The sequence below is a fragment of the Streptomyces sp. NPDC050548 genome, from assembly GCF_044457385.1.
In the GTDB taxonomy this organism is placed as follows: domain Bacteria; phylum Actinomycetota; class Actinomycetes; order Streptomycetales; family Streptomycetaceae; genus Streptomyces.
Map to the genome: position 1 here is coordinate 167,688 of NZ_JBITGV010000017.1, position 17,474 is coordinate 185,161.

Genomic DNA, 17,474 nt, shown 5'->3' on the forward strand with positions numbered 1-17,474 from the left:
ATCTTGCCAACGGGTCCGCGACGTGTCACGCGAGGGAGTCTAAGGGCACTCGTTGTGCTCGCGGAGTGAGATGAGAGGGAGGTCGCACGGTGAAGTGACGCAGAACGTGTGACCGAACGTCGTCGGACCCCTACGGATGGACATCGACCGTGCCGTCCTGCTGATGGAGGCCGGGCAGCAGCGGGACCATCCGGTTCCACCGGGAGATCTCGCAGCCGTTGCTCCGGTCGTACGTCGTGTCGACGGGGCGTCCGGCCCACGTGCCGGTGACATGGGCGGTCGCGGGGCCGCCGTAGATCATCGTGCACATGCTGTCCGGGGGCACCGGGGCGAAGGGGTCCTTCCCCCACTGGGTGTTGCGGCCGACGGTCGCGCAGGCGCCGGTCACGTCCGGGTGGGTGCCGCCGCCGGGGTGGCAGTACAACTCGTGCGTCCCGTCGGCGGCGCCCGCGTGCCGGACCGTGACGGTGAGATGGTCGCCGCCGGACCGGTCCTCGTCCCGGACGGGCGGCGGCGCGAGCGTGCGGGTGGTCGTGGGGGACGCGGTGGCGGGCGCCGCGGCCAGCGCCCCGACGGTGGCGGCGGACGCGGCGGCGATCACGAGGAGACGGTTGACCTGCAACATGACCTGACTAACGCCCACCGCCCCCGGACGTTGCGGACACGGCGGCCGGCAGCAACGGCTTTGCCCTGCGGCCCGCCTGCCTAGTACCGTGGACCGCGATTGGTGGCACCGCGCTCGTCTGTGTCATCATCTGCACGCACCACTCGCGCTCGCGCGGGAGGTCGTTGCTGGAGGCGTCGCCTAGTCCGGTCTATGGCGCCGCACTGCTAATGCGGTTTGGGACGCAAATCCCATCGAGGGTTCAAATCCCTCCGCCTCCGCACCCCATCCGAAGCCCCGGTCGAAGCGACCGGGGCTTCGGTCGTTCGCAAGGTCGTTTTCGGGCCGTTTCCGCAGCTCACAAGGGGTATGGCTAACGGATTTCACATGGCGGCGGCAGTCATGTAATGTTCTTCCTGTCGCCGCGAGCGGGCCGGAAGGGCCGGGAGCGGCGAAGGAAAACAAGAGAAAATCAAGCACTCGTAGCTTAACGGATAGAGCATCTGACTACGGATCAGAAGGTTGCAGGTTCGAATCCTGCCGAGTGCACAGCAGAACAGGGCCCCGTGGAGAGATCCACGGGGCCCTGGCTTTTGTGTTGACGTTTGTGCTGACGACAAGGACAAGCCATGCGCATCGGGATCACCGGCCACCGAGGGCTGCCCGTCGACACGGAGCGATCGGTCACCGCGGCCGTCCGGGAGGCTGTGAGCGCCTGCCCCGCGACCGGCCTGGTCGGCGTCTCCTGCGTCGCGGACGGTCCCGACGCGTGGTTCGCCCGGGCGATCCTTGAGCACGGCGGCTCGCTCGAAATCGTCGTACCGGCCGCGAACTACCGTGCGTCCCTGCCGGATTGGCACCAAGCGGTCTACGACGACCTCGTGCACCGGGCGTCCAAGGTGCACGAGACCGGGCTGAAGGACTCCGACCCTCACGCCTACATGGTCGGCGGCGAGGTCCTGGTCGGGATGGTCGACGAGCTGCTCGCCGTCTGGGACGGGCAGCCCGCGCGCGGCCACGGCGGTACGGCCGACGTGGTGGCGTACGCCCGGCGCACCGGTGTACCCGTACGGGTCCTGTGGCCCGCCGGAGCGACCCGGGACTGACCCAAAGTGACGTTGCTCACACGATTTCGGGCGTTCGGCGAGGTCGTCCGGGGGCTCGTGCACCAGGTTGTGATGAACAAGCGATGTGGACGGCCTCAGCGAGAGGCGTGTCTAGGCCCATACTGGAAGCAATGACAAAGCCAGCTGCACCGAAGCGCTATCTGCCCACCAGTCCCTTCAAGGCACCGGCCGCGGCGGCCCCCAAGCATTTCGCCGTGGGCGACCAGGTGACACACGACATGTACGGCCTCGGCCGGGTCATCGGCATCGAGGACGGAATCGCGGTGCTCGTCGACTTCGGGTCGGTTCAGGAGCGCATCCTGAGTCCGTACGCCAAGATGAGCAAGCTGTAGGACCGCAGTGCCCGGTCACGGCACACCAGGTCCTGGCGGCCTGTAACGAACGGGAGACCTCTCATCGAACTGACCTCGCTGTTCTCCGCCCCGGAAGGGGCGTCCCGCCATGCCAACGCGGGATCGCCCCCTCCGGCGACGAACCCCTTCCAGGCCCCGGACTTCGGGGACGACGAGACGCTGCCCCTCGACGACGGGCCGGCATCGTTCTCGGAACTGGACGAGGCCTACCGCCGGGCGGGCTAGGCGCCGGGTCTCATGTAGGCGCGTCAGTACGTCACCTCGCGGTTCTTGACAGTGACCACGGAGACGAAGTGGTTGTCGTAGGGCCGCTCGGTGCGCACAGCCGTCCGCGCTGTACGGCCGCATCACGTCGCCGCGTCGCGTCGAACACTCCATCGGGGAACGGCAGTTGCTCAGCCGACGACCCACGGTCCCGGCAGGTCCGCGCGGATCGTCTCCAGGTCGGCGGCCGTGCGTCCGCGCGCGTGGACCCAGCAGTGGTCGAACACCCCGTCCCGACGCAGCAGTCGCCCCGGGGCCGCGTACCAGCGCAGGGGTGAGCACGCGGCGCCGACCCACATCGGGTGGTCCGGCAGCTCCACTCGCGTGTAACGCGCCAGCAGGTCCGGCAGGAGTGCGTCCGGCAGCTCGCAGGCGTCGTACAGGCTGCCGACGCCGAGCAGCGACTCGCTCAGCACCAGTTCCACCCAGGCCACGGACAGCCTGTCCAGGAAGGGGACCCAGCCGTCGTGCGACTCCACCACCACGGGGGGATCGTCCTGCTCGATCTCGTCCAGGGGGATGCCCCACGACGCGCAGCCCTGGTTCTCGTGGCGGAAGACCAGGACACCGCCGTGGTCGTCGACGACCTGGAGAGCGGGCGGCGGGAGAAGGGGATCCTGCTGTCGCGTGAGGTCGTCGCGGCGGCCCAACAGCGCGTATCCCTCGCGTAGCGCGGCGGGGAGCCGGAAGCCCAACTCGGCCTCGACCGCGTCCAGTTCGGCCGTGGCGCAGCCGTCCTCGGGCCGCAGGGGCAGGCCCGCCCACTCGTCGGCGAAGCGGCGCAGGAAGCCCCAGGCACGGTCCCGACCGGTCACTCCGCCACGCAGCGCGACCGAGACGTCCAGCGGTGGTTCGGGCGGGGGCACGGGCGTGGGTTTCGGCATGGCGCAGACGCTAGCCAGTCGATGAGCGGATGACCGTCTCCACCCGGATCAACTCGGATCTACTTCGGTCATGACCACCCACCGTCAACAGCACTCCACCACCTGGGTCCGCTACTTCGCCGACCGTGGTCACGGAGCCGCCCGACCGCTCGCCGCCGGTGTCGAAGGCGCCGTCTACCGCCTCGGCGACGGGACGGTCGCCAAGGTGTGGACCGACCGCTCCGGACCTCTTTCGGCAGGTCTACGACGACATCGCCCGGCACGCGGCGTCGTTGCCGTTCGCCACGCCGGAGATCCTCGCCGTCGAGGAGCACGAAGACGTCCTCGTCACCTATGAACGCGAGTTGGCAGGGGCACCGCTGCGGGCCGACTCGGCGGTCGAGGCACCGCCCCGGGAGCTGCCCGCGCGGGAGACCGACGCCCTGCTGACGGTCCTGCGTGCCCTGGCGGCCGTACCCGGCACCGAGGCCATGCGCCGTCTCACCGTCCAGGGCGACGACCGCCCCCTCTGGGAGGGGCACGCCCGTTTCCCCGACGCGCTCGCCGCCCTCGTCCGGCGTGCGGTCGGCCGGCACGGTGACCTGCTCGCCGCCAGGGTTCCCGACCTCGCGGCGATCGTGCGGCGGACCACGGAGTCCCTGGTGGCGCTGCCGGACGGCCCGTTCGTCTCCGTCGTGCACGGCGACCTCGTACCGCCCAACATCCATGTCGACGGCACCGGCGCCCCCACGGCCGTACTCGACTTCGGGTTCTTCACGACCGCGGGCGACCCGGCCTTCGAGGCCGCGGTGACGGCCGCCGTGTGGGACATGTACGGGCCGTACGCGGAACCGCACACCACCACGCTCACCCGCCTGTTCGCCGAGCGGCTCCACCACTCGCCGCACACGCTCGTCCTCTACCAGCGTGCCTACGCCCTGGCGACCTACGACCTGTTCTCCTCGGACGGGAGCGACGGCCACTTCCGTTGGTGCGCGGGGCTGTTGGTGCGCGGGCCGCTCACGCCGCCGCGCTGAACACGGGCGCCGCCGGCAGCGGTTGTACCGGAATCGCGACGGTGGCCGGTGCGGTCCGGTCGGCGAAGACGAACAGGCGCAGGACCAGGAAGCGGCCGATGCCGGCGAGGGCCGAGGCGCCGAGGTAGACGATCTGTTCGGTGAGCATGGTGGGGGAGGCCTGGACGGTGTGGAGGACGAGGATCGCGGCGGACGTGGCCGCGTAGGCCGCCGTCGCGGAACCCGCCGACTGCCAGTGCTCGCGCAGCCCGGGACGGCGTCCCGTGCCGAAGGTGAACAGGGCGTGCAGTTCGGTGCAGAGGACGGTCGACGCGACCGTGATCAGCGCGTTCGCCGCGGCCCAGGGCATCAGCGCGGCGAGCAGCGGCACCGCCAGGCTGGACAGCACCCCGACCCCGCCCCCGCACACCACGAACCGGACGAAGGATGCGAACGGGCCGGGAGCGGTTGTCATGGGATTTCCCTCCGTACGGCGGCCGTTCGACCTGCGCCGGTCCTTCTGACCGGCTGAGATCAACGATGCCGTCGTACGGCTGCGGGCACGATGAAGCACTCTCCCGAACCGTTGGTGGAGCCCGCTACACCAACGGGGTCGGGCTTACCCCCCGCTCCGACTTCCTGTCCTGCTCCCCGTGACTCTCCGTCACTCCCCGTCCTTCTCCCTGTCCCGCGCGCGGAGTTCCTCGATATAGCCCTGCGCCAGCGTCGACACCGCTGCCGGTACCGAGGCCACGCGGACGCGGCGGCGGTCGGTGGGGTCGGGGACGCGGGTGATGAAACCGGCGCGTTCCAGACGGTTGAGGATCCCGGTCACCGCGCCCGTCGTGACATGGGCGTGCTCCGCCAGGTCGCCTGCCGTGCCGTCGCCGTCCTGGTCACCTGGGCGCTCCACCTCAACGGCTGGGGCAAGCCGCCCGGGCGGCGGGACCGGGCGCAGTGGGGGATGCGGGTGCGGGACCCGTGGGCGAGGGCCGGGCACGCCGGGTGTGTCGGATGCCGGCTGGCGGGGCGGGGACGGCCGGCGGAGGGGCGTACGGAGGGGCACGCGGAGGAGTCCCGGCAGCCCGTTCCGGTCGGCGAAACCGCAGGCTGAGGCCGTTGTCAGTGGCGCCCTCTAATCTCGTGAGCGATGGCACAGACATCACAGGCACCACGGACGTGGAAGTGCTCGGGACTCCGATGGACGGCAGGCGGTCCCGAGTTGAGGTGGGACGGCGGGCGCGGGAGCCCGCTGCCCCGCGGGAAGCGGGTGGCCTTCGAGGTCGCGGAAGGGGGCGGGCGGACATGCGTGGGAGCACGGGGGCACACCTGCCCGCTGCGTGCGGCCGTGCCGGAGCGGAGCACGGGTGCGCGGTGCGAGGAGTGCGCGCGGCTGGACCGGGCGCACTCGGTGGCCGCGGACACCATCGCGGACGACCCGCGGCCGTACCACGTATATCTGGCCTGGTTCGGCCCCGGCCTGCTCAAGGTCGGCATCACCGCCGAAGAACGCGGCTCCGCGCGACTCCTTGAGCAGGGCGCCGTCTGCTTCAGCTGGCTGGGCCTCGGCCCACTGATGGCGGCACGGCGTTCGGAGGAGCTGCTGCGCGCCGCACTCCGGGTACCGGACCGGATTCCCTACGGCGAGAAGCGCGCCGTCCGCTCCGCGCTGCCGGGCTCGGCGGCGGAGCGCGCGGCCGAGATCGCCGAGCTGCACGCCCGGGCCCTCGCGCTGCGCGAATGGCCGGAGTCGCTCCACCGCGAGCCGTACCGACCGGTGGACCACGTCGACGCGTTCGGCCTCACGGACCTCCCGGCCGCAGTCGGCGAGGTGAGCGGGCTGGTCGCGGGCGGGGTGGTGAGCGGCGAGGTGCTCGCGGCGGCGGGACCGGATCTCCATCTCGCCACCGGGCGCGGCGTGGTCGTGCTGGACACACGGCTGATGACGGGGTGGGAGCTGATCCCGGCCGGGGGTGAGACGGTTGAATTCACCGTGCCGGTAAGGGAGTTCAAGAAGCCGGTGGTCGATCTCCAGGACGGGTTGTGGTGATGGGGTGATCGGCGTCCGAGCGAGTTCCCGCGCCGCCGCCGCCCTGCCGACATCGCGGAGCCGAGAGGCCTCGGTCGTCACCGAGGCCCCTCGTGCCCGTCGGCCGTTGGGTCACCCGGTCCAGGGTCCGGCGTCCCGGATGCTCTTGACGCTGCCGTAGTCCTTGAAGCTGTCCTTCGTGCCGGCCAGGTACGGAGCGGTGTATTCGCCACCGCCGTGGGTCCAGGTGATGTCGATCCACTCGGTCCGGTCGCACGTGTTGTGGAAGTACACGGTGGTGGTGACGTCGCCGTCGGCCCACGACCAGTTGAAGCAGCCGGCCGTGCCCGTGTGCTTGCTCATGGGTTGCATGTCGACTGCCGACGCCGGCGTCGCCGTGCCGCCGATCGCGATGAGCGCGGCGGCGCCTGCCAGTGCCACACCGAGCTTGCTGCGCATGGGGATCGAACCTCCTGGGCGGGGCCGCGGGACAGCCTGTCTCCGCGGCGGTTGATGAGGGGCGGGGAGGCTGCCGAGTGGGTGGTCGATCTCCGTGGGCGACAAACTTGCCAGGAACCTGCCAAATCTACCGCCGACTGTGCACCACATTTTTTTCGTCTCTCCCCGTTTCGTGCTGATCTCTGGAGTCTGTCCGGCAGGGTGGTCAGCCCTGTTCAATGCGTATGACGACTCTGATCATCAGGCCCGAGTCTCGTAGCGCGGCCGAAAGCCTGTCAATCCGGTTTCGATCAAGGTTGTGGCAAGCCGGTCCACAGGTTCGCCCCGACCGTGCGGGCGGTCCGAGGACGCCGGGCAGGGTGAAGGGCGAGCACGGCGACGGGTTCGGGAAAGGGGCGTGACCGACGTGGAGAGCGAGTTCATGACCGAGGCAGAGTCGGTGCGGAGGTTCTGGCGACGGCTCGGGCTCCCCGGTCTCGTCGACGTGCACACCCACTTCATGCCCGAGCGGGTGCTGCGCAAGGTCTGGGGATACTTCGACGCGCTCGGGCCCTCGACCGGCGGAGCGCTGGAGTGGCCGATCACCTACCGGAAGGAGGAGGACGAACGGGTCGCGCTGATAAGGGAGTTCGGAGTACGCGCTTTCACCGCCATGCTCTACCCGCACAAGCCCGGCATGGCCCGCTGGCTCAACGGCTGGGCCGTCGACTTCGCCGCCCGCACCCCCGACTGTCTGCACACCTCGACTCTCTTCCCGGAAGCGGGAGTTGAGGACTACGTCCGGGAGGCGCTGGACTCCGGCGCGCGGGTCTTCAAGGCGCATGTGCAGGTCGGGGCGTACGACCCGGCCGACGAACTCCTCGATCCCGCCTGGGGGTTGCTCGCCGAGTCCGGGACACCGGTCGTGATCCACTGCGGATCGGGACCCGCCCCCGGCAAGCACACCGGACCCGAGCCGATCGGCCGGGTGCTGGCCGGACATCCGCGGCTGCGGCTGGTCGTCGCGCACATGGGGATGACGGAGTACGAGGACTTCCTCGACCTCGCCGAGCGGTACGAGGAGGTGCGGCTGGACACGACGATGGCGTTCACGGACTTCAGCGAACGCCTCGCCCCCTTCCCGCCCCGCGCTCTCCCCCGGCTGGCCACCCTGGGAAACCGCGTTCTACTCGGCAGCGACTTCCCGAACATCCCGTATCCGTACCTGCACCAGCTGCACGCCCTGGAGCGACTGGGCCTCGGGGACGACTGGCTGCGGGCCGTGTGCCACGACAACGGGGCGGAGCTGTTCGGGCTGGGCGCCGCACTGTGAGGGAGAGAAGGAGGTTGGGGGGATACAGCGGAGACCGAGGCGGCACGGGCGGAACGCACAGGTCCGCCGGAACGGTGTGCGGGACGGGATAAGTCCCGGGCAAGAGATTCCAAGGTGTTCCCTGAGAGGCCCCTGTGTGTTTCTCAGGAAAATCACAGACTCTAGAAAGCGTGCTCTAAGAGGACCACGACAACGTGTCCACCATGACCACGACCTCGCCCCAGGGGCGCACCGAACTGCTGAGGCCGGACGGGAGCCCCGTCCGAGTGCTTGTGGTGGACGACGAGCTGTCGATCACCGAGCTGCTGTCCATGGCCCTTCGTTATGAAGGCTGGCAGATCCGCAGCGCGGGTGACGGGACCGGCGCGATCCAGACCGCGCGCGAGTTCCGGCCCGACGCCGTCGTCCTCGACATGATGCTGCCCGACATGGACGGTCTGACCGTCCTGGGCCGGCTGCGCCGTGAGCTGCCGGACGTTCCGGTGCTGTTCCTCACCGCGAAGGACGCGGTGGAGGACAGGATCGCGGGTCTCACCGCCGGCGGCGACGACTACGTCACCAAGCCCTTCAGCCTCGAAGAGGTCGTGGCCCGGCTGCGCGGGCTGATCCGCCGCTCCGGTGCGGCGGACCGCCGTTCGGACTCCGTGCTGGTCGTGGGTGACCTCACCCTCGACGAGGACAGCCACGAGGTGTCGCGGGCCGGTGAGGGCATCCACCTCACCGCCACCGAGTTTGAGCTGTTGCGCTTCCTGATGCGTAATCCCCGTCGTGTACTCAGCAAGGCACAGATCCTCGACCGTGTGTGGTCGTACGACTTCGGTGGGCAGGCCAATGTGGTCGAGCTCTACATCTCGTACCTCCGCCGGAAGATCGACGCGGGACGTGAGCCGATGATCCACACTCGACGCGGTGCCGGTTACCTGATCAAGCCCGCGGCCTCATGAGCGGGCGACGACGGCCGCGTGCGCAGAAGAAGCGAGCGGGTAAGCCGCGCACCCTGCGGACCCGGCTCGTCGTCGCGTCCGTGACGCTGATCGCGGTGGTGTGTGCGGTGATCGGTACGGTGACGACGATCGCCCTGCAGGATCACCTGTACACGCAGCTCGACGGCAAGGTGGACGACGCGGCCAGGCGTGCGGTCGGCAATCGCCTGGACGGCAAGCCGGGCGAAACGCCGGGTGGCAAGACGGGCGACGCGCCGCCGAAGGACACCACGCCCGCGAGCGCCAAGGCCGCCAAGTTCGCCAACCAGCCCCCGACGCAGCCCGACACCATCGCCGCGTACGTGCAGAAGGGCAAGATAGTCAGCGCCGCCATCGCCGAGCAGAAGCGCGATAGCAACGGCGCCTTCGGCGGCATGACCGCCGGCACCCTCAACACCGCGCAGAAGGCGGCCATCGCCTCCGTGGCGAAGGACCACAGGAATCACTCGGTGGACATCCCGGGCCTCGGGGAGTACCGCGTCCAGTACGCCACGAACGAGGACAGCGGCGACGCGTTCTACATCGCCCTGCCGACCGCCGAGGTCACCAACACCATCAGCACCCTGATCCTCGTCGAGGTCAGCGTCACCGCCGCGGGCCTCGTGGCCGCGGCCATCGCCGGCTACGTCCTCGTAGGTGTCGCCACCCGCCCCCTCCGCCGCGTCGCCGCGACCGCCACCCGCGTATCCGAACTGCCCCTGCACACGGGCGAGGTGACCCTGAACGAACGGGTCCCCGAGTCCGAGACCGACCCGCACACCGAGGTCGGCCAGGTCGGTGCCGCGCTCAACCGGATGCTCGACCATGTGCACGGCGCCCTGCACGCGAGACAGCAGAGCGAGATGCGGGTACGGCAGTTCGTCGCGGACGCCAGTCATGAGCTGCGGACGCCCCTCGCCTCCATCCGGGGCTATGCGGAGCTGACCCGTCGCGGGCGCGAACAGACCGGCCCGGACACCAAGCACGCCCTCGGGAGAATCGAGTCCGAGGCGGGCCGTATGACCCTCCTCGTCGAGGATCTGCTGCTGCTCGCCCGGCTCGACGCGGGCAGACCGCTCCAGTTCGACCAGACCGACCTGATCCCGCTCGTCGTGGACACCATCAGCGACTCGCGCGCGGCCGGCATGGGCCACAACTGGCGGCTCGACCTGCCCGACGAACCGGCCCTCGTGTCGGCGGACGCGGCCCGTATCCAACAGGTCCTCGTGAACCTGCTCGGCAACGCCCGCAAGCACACCCCGCCCGGTACGACGATCACCGCACGCGTGCAGCGGCGCGGGCCGTGGATGTGCGTGGACGTCGAGGACAACGGCCAGGGCATCCCGCCGGATTTGCTGCCGCACGTCTTCGAACGGTTCGCGCGCGGCGACTCGGCGCGTTCCCGCTCCACCGGGTCGACCGGTCTGGGCCTCGCCATCGTGCAGGCGGTCGCGACCGCGCACGGCGGTGCCGTCACCGTGGACAGCGTTCCCGGACGCACTGTGTTCACCGTGCATCTGCCCGCGCTTGCACCGGCTGTGCCCATGCCCGCCCCCGAAACGAATTGGCAATCGCACTCACAGGCACAGCACAGTGCCACCACATGGGTGCAACAGGGCGCTTGAGGAGAGTCGGTTCATGCGAACCGACTCTTCTCCCGGCACCCTGCCGGCGCGGGAGCACCTCCCGGCCGGAGACGCCGGTACGCCTGTCCTGGACGTAGTGATCCCCGTCTACAACGAGGAGAAGGACCTCCAGCCATGTGTGCTCAGACTGCACGAGCACCTCAAGCGCACGTTCCCGTACGCGTTCCGCATCACCATCGCGGACAACGCGTCGATCGACACCACTCCTCAGGTGGCGGCGCGGCTGGAGTCGGAAATACCCGAGGTGAAGTCCTTCCGCCTGGAGCAGAAGGGGCGCGGTCGAGCACTGCGCACCGTCTGGTCCGCCTCGGACGCCCCGATCCTCGCCTACATGGACGTCGATCTCTCCACCGACCTCAACGCGCTGCTCCCCCTGGTGGCGCCGCTGATCTCGGGTCACTCCGACCTGGCGATCGGTTCCCGGCTGGCCCGCTCGTCGCGTGTCGTGCGTGGCGCCAAGCGCGAGTTCATCAGCCGGACCTACAACCTGATCCTGCGCGGCTCGCTGCAGGCCCGTTTCTCGGACGCCCAGTGCGGGTTCAAGGCGATCCGGCGTGATGTGGCCCAGGCGCTGCTGCCGCTCGTCGAGGACACCGGCTGGTTCTTCGACACCGAGATGCTGGTGCTGGCCGAACGGGCCGGACTGCGCATCCACGAGGTGCCGGTCGACTGGGTCGACGACCCGAACTCGACCGTCCACATCGTGAAGACGGCGACCGAGGACCTGAAGGGAGTGTGGCGCGTGGGCAAGGCCCTGGCCTCCGGTTCGCTGCCGCTCGACCGTGTCACGCGCCCCTTCGGCGACGACCCGCGCGACCGTGACATCAAGGACGTGCCCAAGGGCCTGGCCCGCCAGCTCGTCGGATTCTGTGTCGTGGGCGGTCTCTCCACCCTCTTCTACCTGGTGCTCTACAGCGCCTTCCGGCAGTTCTGCGGCTCGCAGATCGCCAACGCGCTCGCGCTGCTGGTCTCGGCGGTCGCCAACACGGCCGCCAACCGCAGACTGACCTTCGGGGTCCGCGGCCGGGGCGGCGCCGTCCGCCACCAGGCCCAGGGCCTGGTCGTCTTCGCCATCGGCCTCGCGCTGACCAGCGGCTCCCTCGCGGCGCTGAACGCGGCCAGCAGCAACCCGGGGCACTCCACCGAACTCGCGGTCCTGGTGGCCGCCAACCTCGCCGCGACCGTCCTGCGCTTCCTGCTCTTCCGCGCCTGGGTCTTCCCGGACCACGGCGACAGCACCGACGAGTCGACGCTCGTGGCCCTCAACTCCCCTTCGTCGCCCACCTATTCGACGGCGGGGACGGCCCCCCAGCACACGCAGCACACTCAGCACGCACAGCACCACGGTGCCTACGGCCCGTTGCCCCACCGGCAGCCCCAGCCCCAGCAGGGAGCGCCGTACGACACCACCACCCAGTTCCGCGCCGGTGAAGCCGCGGACGGCACCTGGAGGGACGCGACGATGCAGTTGCAGCCGGTGCGTCCCCACGACACCGATCCGAGGGACCCCCGATGACCACCGAAACCGATCAGACGACCTATCCGGGAGGAGGCGGCCCCTCGTCCTGGGGGGCGCCGACCGGTGACACCGGTGCCAGAGACACGGCCGTGCACGAACCGGTGGCGCCCTCGGACCCCCTGGCCCCCCAGGCCGGTGAGCCCAAGCAGCCGCTCGGGCGCCGCCTGTGGCGCGGCCGGCCCGAGGACCCGCGCTGGGTGCGCCCCGCCTTCTGGGGCATGCTCCTGGCGACCGGCCTGCTCTACCTCTACAACCTGAGCGCGTCCGGCTACTCCAACTCCTTCTACTCGGCGGCGGTCCAGGCCGGCAGCAAGAGCTGGAAGGCGATGCTGTTCGGCTCGCTGGACGCGGGCAACGCGATCACCGTCGACAAGCCCTCGGCGTTCCTGTGGCCGATGGAGATCTCGGTCCGCATCTTCGGCCTCAACTCGTGGGCGATCCTGGTCCCCGAGGTCCTCATGGGCGTCGGCACGGTCGCCGTCGTCTACGCGGCGGTCCGCCGCCGGCACAGCCCCGAGGCCGGTCTGATCGCGGGCGCCGTGCTGGCGCTCACCCCGGTCGCCGCGCTGATGTTCCGCTTCAACAACCCCGACGCGGCACTGGCGTTGCTGATGTCGGTGGCCTGCTACCTCGTCGTCCGGGCCCTGGAGGACGGCCGTACGAAGTGGCTGGTGTGGGCCGGAGTCGCGATCGGCTTCGCGTTCCTGTCGAAGACGCTCCAGGCCTTCCTGATCCTGCCGCCGCTGGCCATCGTCTACGCGGTGTGCGCGCCGGTGAGCGTGAAGAAGAGGTTCGCCCAACTGGGCCTGGCCACCGGCGCGTTGGTCGTCGCGGCCGGCTGGTGGGTCGCGCTCGTCGAGCTGTGGCCGGCCTCCTCGCGCCCCTACATCGGCGGCTCGCAGAACAACAGCTTCCTTGAACTGACCTTCGGCTACAACGGGTTCGGCCGCCTCAGCGGCGACGAGACCGGTAGTGTCGGAGGCGGCGGTGGCGGCACCGGCACCGGTATGTGGGGTGCCACCGGCTGGAACCGCATGTTCAACTCCGAGATCGGCAGCCAGATCTCCTGGCTGCTGCCCGCCGCGCTGATCCTCCTGGTCGCGGGCCTGGTGGCCACGCGCAAGCTCAACCGCACGTCGGTCAGGCGCAGTTCGCTCCTGGTCTGGGGCGGCTCGCTGGTGACGACGCTGCTCGTCTTCAGCTACATGGCGGGCATCTTCCACCAGTACTACACGGTCGCCCTCGCCCCCTACATCGCGGCCGTGATCGGCATCGGCGCGGGTTCCCTCTGGGAGCGGCGCGGCGAGATCTGGGCGTCGATCACCCTCGCGGCGGCGGTAGTTGCCGCAGGCGTGTGGGGTTACGTCCTCCTCAACCGCACCCCCGACTACCTGCCCTGGCTCAAGTGGCTGGTCCTCCTCGGCTCCCTCGCCGGCGCGCTCGGCCTGATCTTCGTCGCGAAGATCGGCCGCCAACTCGCCCTCGCGGCGGTCGGTTTGAGCATCGTGGCGGGCCTGGCCGGCCCGGCGGCGTACACCATGTCGACGGTCAACTCGGCGCACACCGGCTCCATCCCGACAGCCGGTCCGGCCGGCGCGAGCATGATGGGCGGCGGCGGTCCCGGCGGCGGCCGAGGCGGCTTCGGCGGCGGCAACCGCACCGGCGGCACGGGCACGATGCCCGGCCAGCAGGGCGGCGGCACCACCCAGAACCAGGGCGGCGGCTTCCCGGGCGGCGGCACGGGCACGATGCCCGGCGGCGGTACCGGTACGGCACCCGGCGGCGGTACGGGCACCACGCCCGGCGGCGGCACCCAGAACCAGGGCGGCGGCTTCGGCGGCCAGACCGGCGACGGTGGTGGCATGGGCGGCGGTGGCGTCGGCGGCCTGCTCAACGGCGCGACGGTCACCTCGGCGGCCAAGAAGCTGCTCCAGACGGACGCGAGCAAGTACACCTGGGTCGCCGCGTCCATCGGCTCCCAGAACGCAGCGAGCTACCAGCTCGCCACCGGCGACCCGGTGATGGCGATCGGCGGCTTCAACGGCACCGACCCGTCGCCGACGCTGGCCCAGTTCCAGAAGTACGTGGCGGACGGCAAGATCCACTACTTCATCTCGGGCGGCACCGGCATGGGCGGCAGCAGCACCGGCAGCTCCTCGCAGATCACCTCGTGGGTCGAGAAGAACTACAAGAAGGTGACGGTCGGTTCGGCCACCTTCTACGACCTGACGCAGAAGACGAGCAGCTGACGGTTCGGGGCTGAGCAGGGGCGGTGACCACACGGTCACCGCCCCTCCTTCATATCTCCGTTGTACGCCGTACAGGAACTGTTCTACGGTGTATGGCATGTCGACCTCCCCAGCCCTCCAGGGCCACTCCCAGCGCTGGATCGTCCTCGGAGTCATCTGTCTCGCGCAGCTCACCGTGCTGCTCGACAACACCGTCCTGAACGTCGCGATCCCCTCGCTCACCCGCGAACTCGACGCGAGCACCGCGGACATCCAGTGGATGATCAACGCGTACTCGCTCGTACAGTCGGGGCTCCTGCTGACCGCGGGCAGCGCGGCAGACCGCTACGGCCGTAAGAAAATGCTGATCACGGGACTCGTGCTGTTCGGCGTCGGCTCGCTGATCGCCGGACTGGCCGACTCCACAGGGCAGTTGATCGTCGCGCGGGCCGGGATGGGGGTCGGCGGGGCGCTGCTCATCACCACCACCCTCGCCGTCGTGATGCAGATCTTCACCCCCGAGGAACAGCCGAAGGCGATCGGCATCTGGGCCGCCGTCAACGCCCTCGGCTTCGCGACCGGCCCGCTCATCGGCGGCTTCATGCTCAACCACTTCTGGTGGGGCGCGATCTTCATGATCAACCTCCCGGTAGCCGCACTGGCGTTGGCCGCGGCGGTGGCCCTGGTCCCCGAGTCCAAGAGTCCGCGCGGCGACCGCCCCGACCTCCTCGGCGCCCTGCTCTCCACGGTCGGCATGGCCGCGCTGGTCTACGCGATCATCTCCGGCCCCGCGCACGGCTGGACGTCGGACCGGGTGCTGCTCACGGCGGTGGTGGCGCTCGTGGTCCTCGCCGCGTTCGCGTACTGGGAGAACCGTGTCCCGTACCCCATGCTCGACCTCGACTTCTTCCGCGACCGCCGCTTCACGGGCGCGGTCACCGGAGTCGTGCTCATCACCTTCGGCATGGCCGGCTCCCTCTTCCTCCTCACCCAGCACCTCCAATTCGTCCTCGGCTACGGCCCGTTGGAGGCCGGCGTGCGGACGGCGCCGCTCGCTCTGGCGATCGTCGCGCTCAACTTCTCGGGGCTGGCGGCGAAGTGGACGGCGAAACTCGGCGCTCCGCAGGCCATCGCGCTGGGCATGGTGCTGATGTCTGCGGGGCTGGCGTCGATCGCGGTGGTCGCGTCCGGTGGGTACGCGGGGACGCTGGCGGGGCTGTTGCTGATCGGGGTGGGGGCGGCGCTCGCGAATCCGGCGATGGCTCATGCGATCATGAGTGCGATTCCGCCGGAGAAGGCGGGGGTCGGTGCGGGCGTGAACGGAACGCTGGGGGAGTTCGGGAACGGGTTGGGCGTTGCCGTTCTCGGGGCGGTGCTGAGTTCGCGGTTCGCGGCGGGCTCCTTGCCGGAGGGGCTGGCCGGGGCTTCTTCCGCCGAGGAGAGGAGAAGGGTGACCGATTCCTTCTCTTCCGCGCTGGAGGTCAGTCAGTTGGTGGGGGCGGTCGCTGTCTTGACCGGGGGCTTGCTTGCGGCTGCGTTGTTGTGGCGGGCGGAGCGGGCAGACTCGGGGGTGGTGGTCGCCCGGTAGCTCGGGTGGCGGGGTGTGTTGGCGGCTGCGGGTGCGTTGTGGCTGGTCGCGCCCACGCGGCGGAGCCGCAAATGTCACAGCCTCGCGCCCCTGGATACTGGCCTGGAACTGAAATGCTGAGGTAGGTGCGTCATGGCCAAGACAAGCCCGTCGTCCGGGCGTTCCGCGCGTAGCAGTGTCTGGCTGGAGACCCGGACGCGCCGGAGTGGACGTGGGGGCGGACAGCCCTCCGGTCTTGATCGTGACCGCATCACCCTCGCCACCGTACGACTCCTCGACGCCGAAGGACTCGCCAAGTTCTCCATGCGGCGGCTGGCCACCGAGCTGAACGTGACGGCGATGTCCGTCTACTGGTACGTCGACACGAAGGACGATCTTCTCGAACTCGCCCTGGACGCCGTCTTCGGTGAGCTGTCACTGCCCGATCCGGAGGCCGACGGCGCGGACTGGCGGGACCAACTCCGCATGCTGGCAACGGCGTACCGGGGCCTGCTGGTACGGCACCCGTGGCTGTCGCCGCTCGCCGGGACGTATCTCAACATCGGACCGAACAACCTGTCCTTCTCCCGAGTCGTGCAGCGCGTGATCCGGCGCACGGGACTGCCGGACCACGGGCTGACGGGCGCCATCTCGGCCGTCTTCCAGTTCGTCTACGGCTACGGCACGATCGAGGGCCACTTCTTCGCCCGGGTCGCCGACGCCGGCATGACCCCCGACGACTACTTCCGGGACGTCATGACGACGTTCGACGGGGCCCCGACGACCGCCGAGATCGTCGAGGAGTCCAAGAAACTCATGGCGGCCCGGGGCGGCGACACGGTCGCGGAGATGATGGAACGGGACTTCACCTTCGCCCTGGACCTGCTGGTGGCGGGCATCGAGGCGATGGTGAAGCGGGGTTGAGCACGGGCAGACCCTTTCAACCCGGGCCGGCACCATCAGCCCGTCCGGCGTTTGAGGACGAGGCCCCTTCAGGGCCGATGGGGGTCTGGGGGCGGAGCCCCCAGCACCACCTCAGCTCTCGACGAGCCGCGCCGGAAAACCGCCGGTGGCGACCGGCCCCCACCGCTCCGGCGTGACCCGGATGATCGACTTGCCCTGCTTCAGCATCGCCGCGCGGTACTCGTCCCAGTCCGGGTGCTCGCCCGCGATGTTGCGGTAGTACTCGACGAGCGGCTCCACGGACTCCGGGGGGTCGATGACCTCGGCCGTGCCGTCGATCTGGACCCACGGGTCGTTCCACTCGTCGCTCAGGACGACGAGGCTGACCCGCGGGTCCCGCTTGGCGTTGCGGGTCTTGGCGCGCTCGGGGTAGGTGGAGACGACGATCCGCCCGGAGTCGTCGACCCCGCAGGTCAGCGGCGAGGCCTGGGGGCTGCCGTCGGCCCGCCGGGTCAGCAGCAGGGCGCGGTGGCGGGGTCGTACGAAGTCGAGCAACTCGTCCAGGGAGACGGTGGTGTTGGTCGCGATGTTCGGTGCCATACCGCCACCCTAGGCGCACGGC

16 protein-coding genes, 2 tRNA genes and 2 pseudogenes are annotated in these 17,474 nt (G+C 70.0%); 14 read left to right on the top strand and 6 right to left on the bottom strand.

What is annotated here, in order from left to right; all coding sequences use genetic code 11:
• Positions 1-130 precede the first annotated feature (130 nt).
• Positions 131-625, bottom strand: coding sequence for an SSI family serine proteinase inhibitor (locus ACIBJH_RS37190; RefSeq protein WP_399121361.1), 495 nt, complete (start codon positions 623-625; stop codon positions 131-133).
• A 169-nt stretch (positions 626-794) separates the two neighbouring features.
• On the opposite strand from ACIBJH_RS37190, the gene ACIBJH_RS37195 reads away from it, so the two are divergent.
• The 4 genes from ACIBJH_RS37195 to ACIBJH_RS37210 all read left to right on the top strand — a co-directional run bounded on the left by ACIBJH_RS37195 (position 795) and on the right by ACIBJH_RS37210 (position 2,063).
• A tRNA-Ser gene (locus ACIBJH_RS37195) sits at positions 795-885 on the top strand.
• A 195-nt stretch (positions 886-1,080) separates the two neighbouring features.
• A tRNA-Arg gene (locus tag ACIBJH_RS37200) sits at positions 1,081-1,153 on the top strand.
• Positions 1,154-1,233: 80 nt separating this feature from the next.
• On the top strand, positions 1,234-1,710 hold the full coding sequence (locus ACIBJH_RS37205; RefSeq protein ID WP_399121362.1) for a hypothetical protein: 477 nt from the start codon (positions 1,234-1,236) through the stop codon (positions 1,708-1,710).
• A gap of 131 nt (positions 1,711-1,841) precedes the next feature.
• On the top strand, positions 1,842-2,063 hold the full coding sequence (locus ACIBJH_RS37210; RefSeq protein WP_019073270.1) for a hypothetical protein: 222 nt from the start codon (positions 1,842-1,844) through the stop codon (positions 2,061-2,063).
• 416 nt (positions 2,064-2,479) lie between these two features.
• On the opposite strand, the gene ACIBJH_RS37215 is transcribed toward ACIBJH_RS37210, so the two are convergent.
• Positions 2,480-3,232, bottom strand: coding sequence for an SMI1/KNR4 family protein (locus ACIBJH_RS37215; RefSeq protein WP_399121363.1), 753 nt, complete (start codon positions 3,230-3,232; stop codon positions 2,480-2,482).
• 125 nt (positions 3,233-3,357) lie between these two features.
• On the opposite strand from ACIBJH_RS37215, the gene ACIBJH_RS37220 reads away from it, so the two are divergent.
• Positions 3,358-4,248 carry a phosphotransferase family protein gene (locus ACIBJH_RS37220; protein ID WP_399121364.1) on the top strand — a complete coding sequence of 297 codons (891 nt, stop codon included), beginning with the start codon at positions 3,358-3,360 and terminating at the stop codon, positions 4,246-4,248.
• On the opposite strand, the gene ACIBJH_RS37225 is transcribed toward ACIBJH_RS37220, so the two are convergent.
• Both ACIBJH_RS37225 and ACIBJH_RS37230 read right to left on the bottom strand, forming a co-directional pair.
• Positions 4,232-4,702 carry a hypothetical protein gene (locus ACIBJH_RS37225; RefSeq protein ID WP_399121365.1) on the bottom strand — a complete coding sequence of 157 codons (471 nt, stop codon included), beginning with the start codon at positions 4,700-4,702 and terminating at the stop codon, positions 4,232-4,234. The genes ACIBJH_RS37220 and ACIBJH_RS37225 overlap by 17 nt on opposite strands.
• A 189-nt stretch (positions 4,703-4,891) precedes the next feature.
• Positions 4,892-5,107: pseudogene (locus tag ACIBJH_RS37230) on the bottom strand (MarR family transcriptional regulator); the annotation flags it as partial.
• Between ACIBJH_RS37230 and ACIBJH_RS37235 the strand changes: the two are divergent.
• Both ACIBJH_RS37235 and ACIBJH_RS37240 read left to right on the top strand, forming a co-directional pair.
• Positions 5,108-5,341 (top strand): annotated as a pseudogene (locus ACIBJH_RS37235) (HGxxPAAW family protein); the annotation flags it as partial.
• Between the two features lie 36 nt (positions 5,342-5,377).
• Positions 5,378-6,277: a DUF2797 domain-containing protein gene (locus tag ACIBJH_RS37240; protein WP_399121366.1), complete on the top strand. Its 900-nt coding sequence runs from the start codon at positions 5,378-5,380 to the stop codon at positions 6,275-6,277.
• Between the two features lie 111 nt (positions 6,278-6,388).
• On the opposite strand, the gene ACIBJH_RS37245 is transcribed toward ACIBJH_RS37240, so the two are convergent.
• Positions 6,389-6,715, bottom strand: a complete 327-nt coding sequence (locus ACIBJH_RS37245; RefSeq protein WP_399121367.1) for a hypothetical protein — start codon at positions 6,713-6,715, stop codon at positions 6,389-6,391.
• A 421-nt stretch (positions 6,716-7,136) separates the two neighbouring features.
• On the opposite strand from ACIBJH_RS37245, the gene ACIBJH_RS37250 reads away from it, so the two are divergent.
• The 7 genes from ACIBJH_RS37250 (at position 7,137) to ACIBJH_RS37280 (ending at position 16,873) form a co-directional block, all read left to right on the top strand.
• Positions 7,137-8,027, top strand: coding sequence for an amidohydrolase family protein (locus tag ACIBJH_RS37250; RefSeq protein ID WP_399121418.1), 891 nt, complete (start codon positions 7,137-7,139; stop codon positions 8,025-8,027).
• Between the two features lie 203 nt (positions 8,028-8,230).
• Positions 8,231-8,971: a response regulator transcription factor gene (locus ACIBJH_RS37255; RefSeq protein WP_026179246.1), complete on the top strand. Its 741-nt coding sequence runs from the start codon at positions 8,231-8,233 to the stop codon at positions 8,969-8,971.
• Positions 8,968-10,614 carry an ATP-binding protein gene (locus tag ACIBJH_RS37260; RefSeq protein ID WP_399121368.1) on the top strand — a complete coding sequence of 549 codons (1,647 nt, stop codon included), beginning with the start codon at positions 8,968-8,970 and terminating at the stop codon, positions 10,612-10,614. The genes ACIBJH_RS37255 and ACIBJH_RS37260 overlap by 4 nt, the downstream gene beginning before the upstream one ends.
• 13 nt (positions 10,615-10,627) lie before the next feature.
• Positions 10,628-12,151: a glycosyltransferase gene (locus tag ACIBJH_RS37265; protein WP_399121369.1), complete on the top strand. Its 1,524-nt coding sequence runs from the start codon at positions 10,628-10,630 to the stop codon at positions 12,149-12,151.
• On the top strand, positions 12,148-14,403 hold the full coding sequence (locus tag ACIBJH_RS37270; RefSeq protein ID WP_399121370.1) for an ArnT family glycosyltransferase: 2,256 nt from the start codon (positions 12,148-12,150) through the stop codon (positions 14,401-14,403). The genes ACIBJH_RS37265 and ACIBJH_RS37270 overlap by 4 nt, the downstream gene beginning before the upstream one ends.
• Before the next feature lie 97 nt (positions 14,404-14,500).
• Positions 14,501-15,970, top strand: coding sequence for an MFS transporter (locus ACIBJH_RS37275; protein WP_399121371.1), 1,470 nt, complete (start codon positions 14,501-14,503; stop codon positions 15,968-15,970).
• Positions 15,971-16,102: 132 nt separating this feature from the next.
• A complete protein-coding gene (locus ACIBJH_RS37280) occupies positions 16,103-16,873 on the top strand; it encodes a TetR/AcrR family transcriptional regulator (protein WP_399121372.1) in 771 nt (256 codons plus the stop codon).
• A 111-nt stretch (positions 16,874-16,984) separates the two neighbouring features.
• On the opposite strand, the gene ACIBJH_RS37285 is transcribed toward ACIBJH_RS37280, so the two are convergent.
• Positions 16,985-17,452 carry a PPOX class F420-dependent oxidoreductase gene (locus ACIBJH_RS37285; protein ID WP_399121373.1) on the bottom strand — a complete coding sequence of 156 codons (468 nt, stop codon included), beginning with the start codon at positions 17,450-17,452 and terminating at the stop codon, positions 16,985-16,987.
• Positions 17,453-17,474: the final 22 nt, after the last annotated feature.

What these genes read in the sequence shown, in the direction of transcription:
- ACIBJH_RS37245 (WP_399121367.1), bottom strand. Translation starts at nt 6,715, where the DNA reads ATGCGCAGCAAGCTCGGTGTGGCACTGGCAGGCGCCGCCGCGCTCATC.
- ACIBJH_RS37285 (WP_399121373.1), bottom strand. Translation starts at nt 17,452, where the DNA reads ATGGCACCGAACATCGCGACCAACACCACCGTCTCCCTGGACGAGTTG.
- ACIBJH_RS37265 (WP_399121369.1), top strand. Translation starts at nt 10,628, where the DNA reads ATGCGAACCGACTCTTCTCCCGGCACCCTGCCGGCGCGGGAGCACCTC.
- ACIBJH_RS37260 (WP_399121368.1), top strand. Translation starts at nt 8,968, where the DNA reads ATGAGCGGGCGACGACGGCCGCGTGCGCAGAAGAAGCGAGCGGGTAAG.
- ACIBJH_RS37270 (WP_399121370.1), top strand. Translation starts at nt 12,148, where the DNA reads ATGACCACCGAAACCGATCAGACGACCTATCCGGGAGGAGGCGGCCCC.
- ACIBJH_RS37280 (WP_399121372.1), top strand. Translation starts at nt 16,103, where the DNA reads ATGGCCAAGACAAGCCCGTCGTCCGGGCGTTCCGCGCGTAGCAGTGTC.
- ACIBJH_RS37275 (WP_399121371.1), top strand. Translation starts at nt 14,501, where the DNA reads ATGTCGACCTCCCCAGCCCTCCAGGGCCACTCCCAGCGCTGGATCGTC.
- ACIBJH_RS37215 (WP_399121363.1), bottom strand. Translation starts at nt 3,232, where the DNA reads ATGCCGAAACCCACGCCCGTGCCCCCGCCCGAACCACCGCTGGACGTC.
- ACIBJH_RS37205 (WP_399121362.1), top strand. Translation starts at nt 1,234, where the DNA reads ATGCGCATCGGGATCACCGGCCACCGAGGGCTGCCCGTCGACACGGAG.
- ACIBJH_RS37190 (WP_399121361.1), bottom strand. Translation starts at nt 625, where the DNA reads ATGTTGCAGGTCAACCGTCTCCTCGTGATCGCCGCCGCGTCCGCCGCC.
- ACIBJH_RS37255 (WP_026179246.1), top strand. Translation starts at nt 8,231, where the DNA reads ATGACCACGACCTCGCCCCAGGGGCGCACCGAACTGCTGAGGCCGGAC.
- ACIBJH_RS37250 (WP_399121418.1), top strand. Translation starts at nt 7,137, where the DNA reads ATGACCGAGGCAGAGTCGGTGCGGAGGTTCTGGCGACGGCTCGGGCTC.
- ACIBJH_RS37225 (WP_399121365.1), bottom strand. Translation starts at nt 4,702, where the DNA reads ATGACAACCGCTCCCGGCCCGTTCGCATCCTTCGTCCGGTTCGTGGTG.
- ACIBJH_RS37210 (WP_019073270.1), top strand. Translation starts at nt 1,842, where the DNA reads ATGACAAAGCCAGCTGCACCGAAGCGCTATCTGCCCACCAGTCCCTTC.
- ACIBJH_RS37240 (WP_399121366.1), top strand. Translation starts at nt 5,378, where the DNA reads ATGGCACAGACATCACAGGCACCACGGACGTGGAAGTGCTCGGGACTC.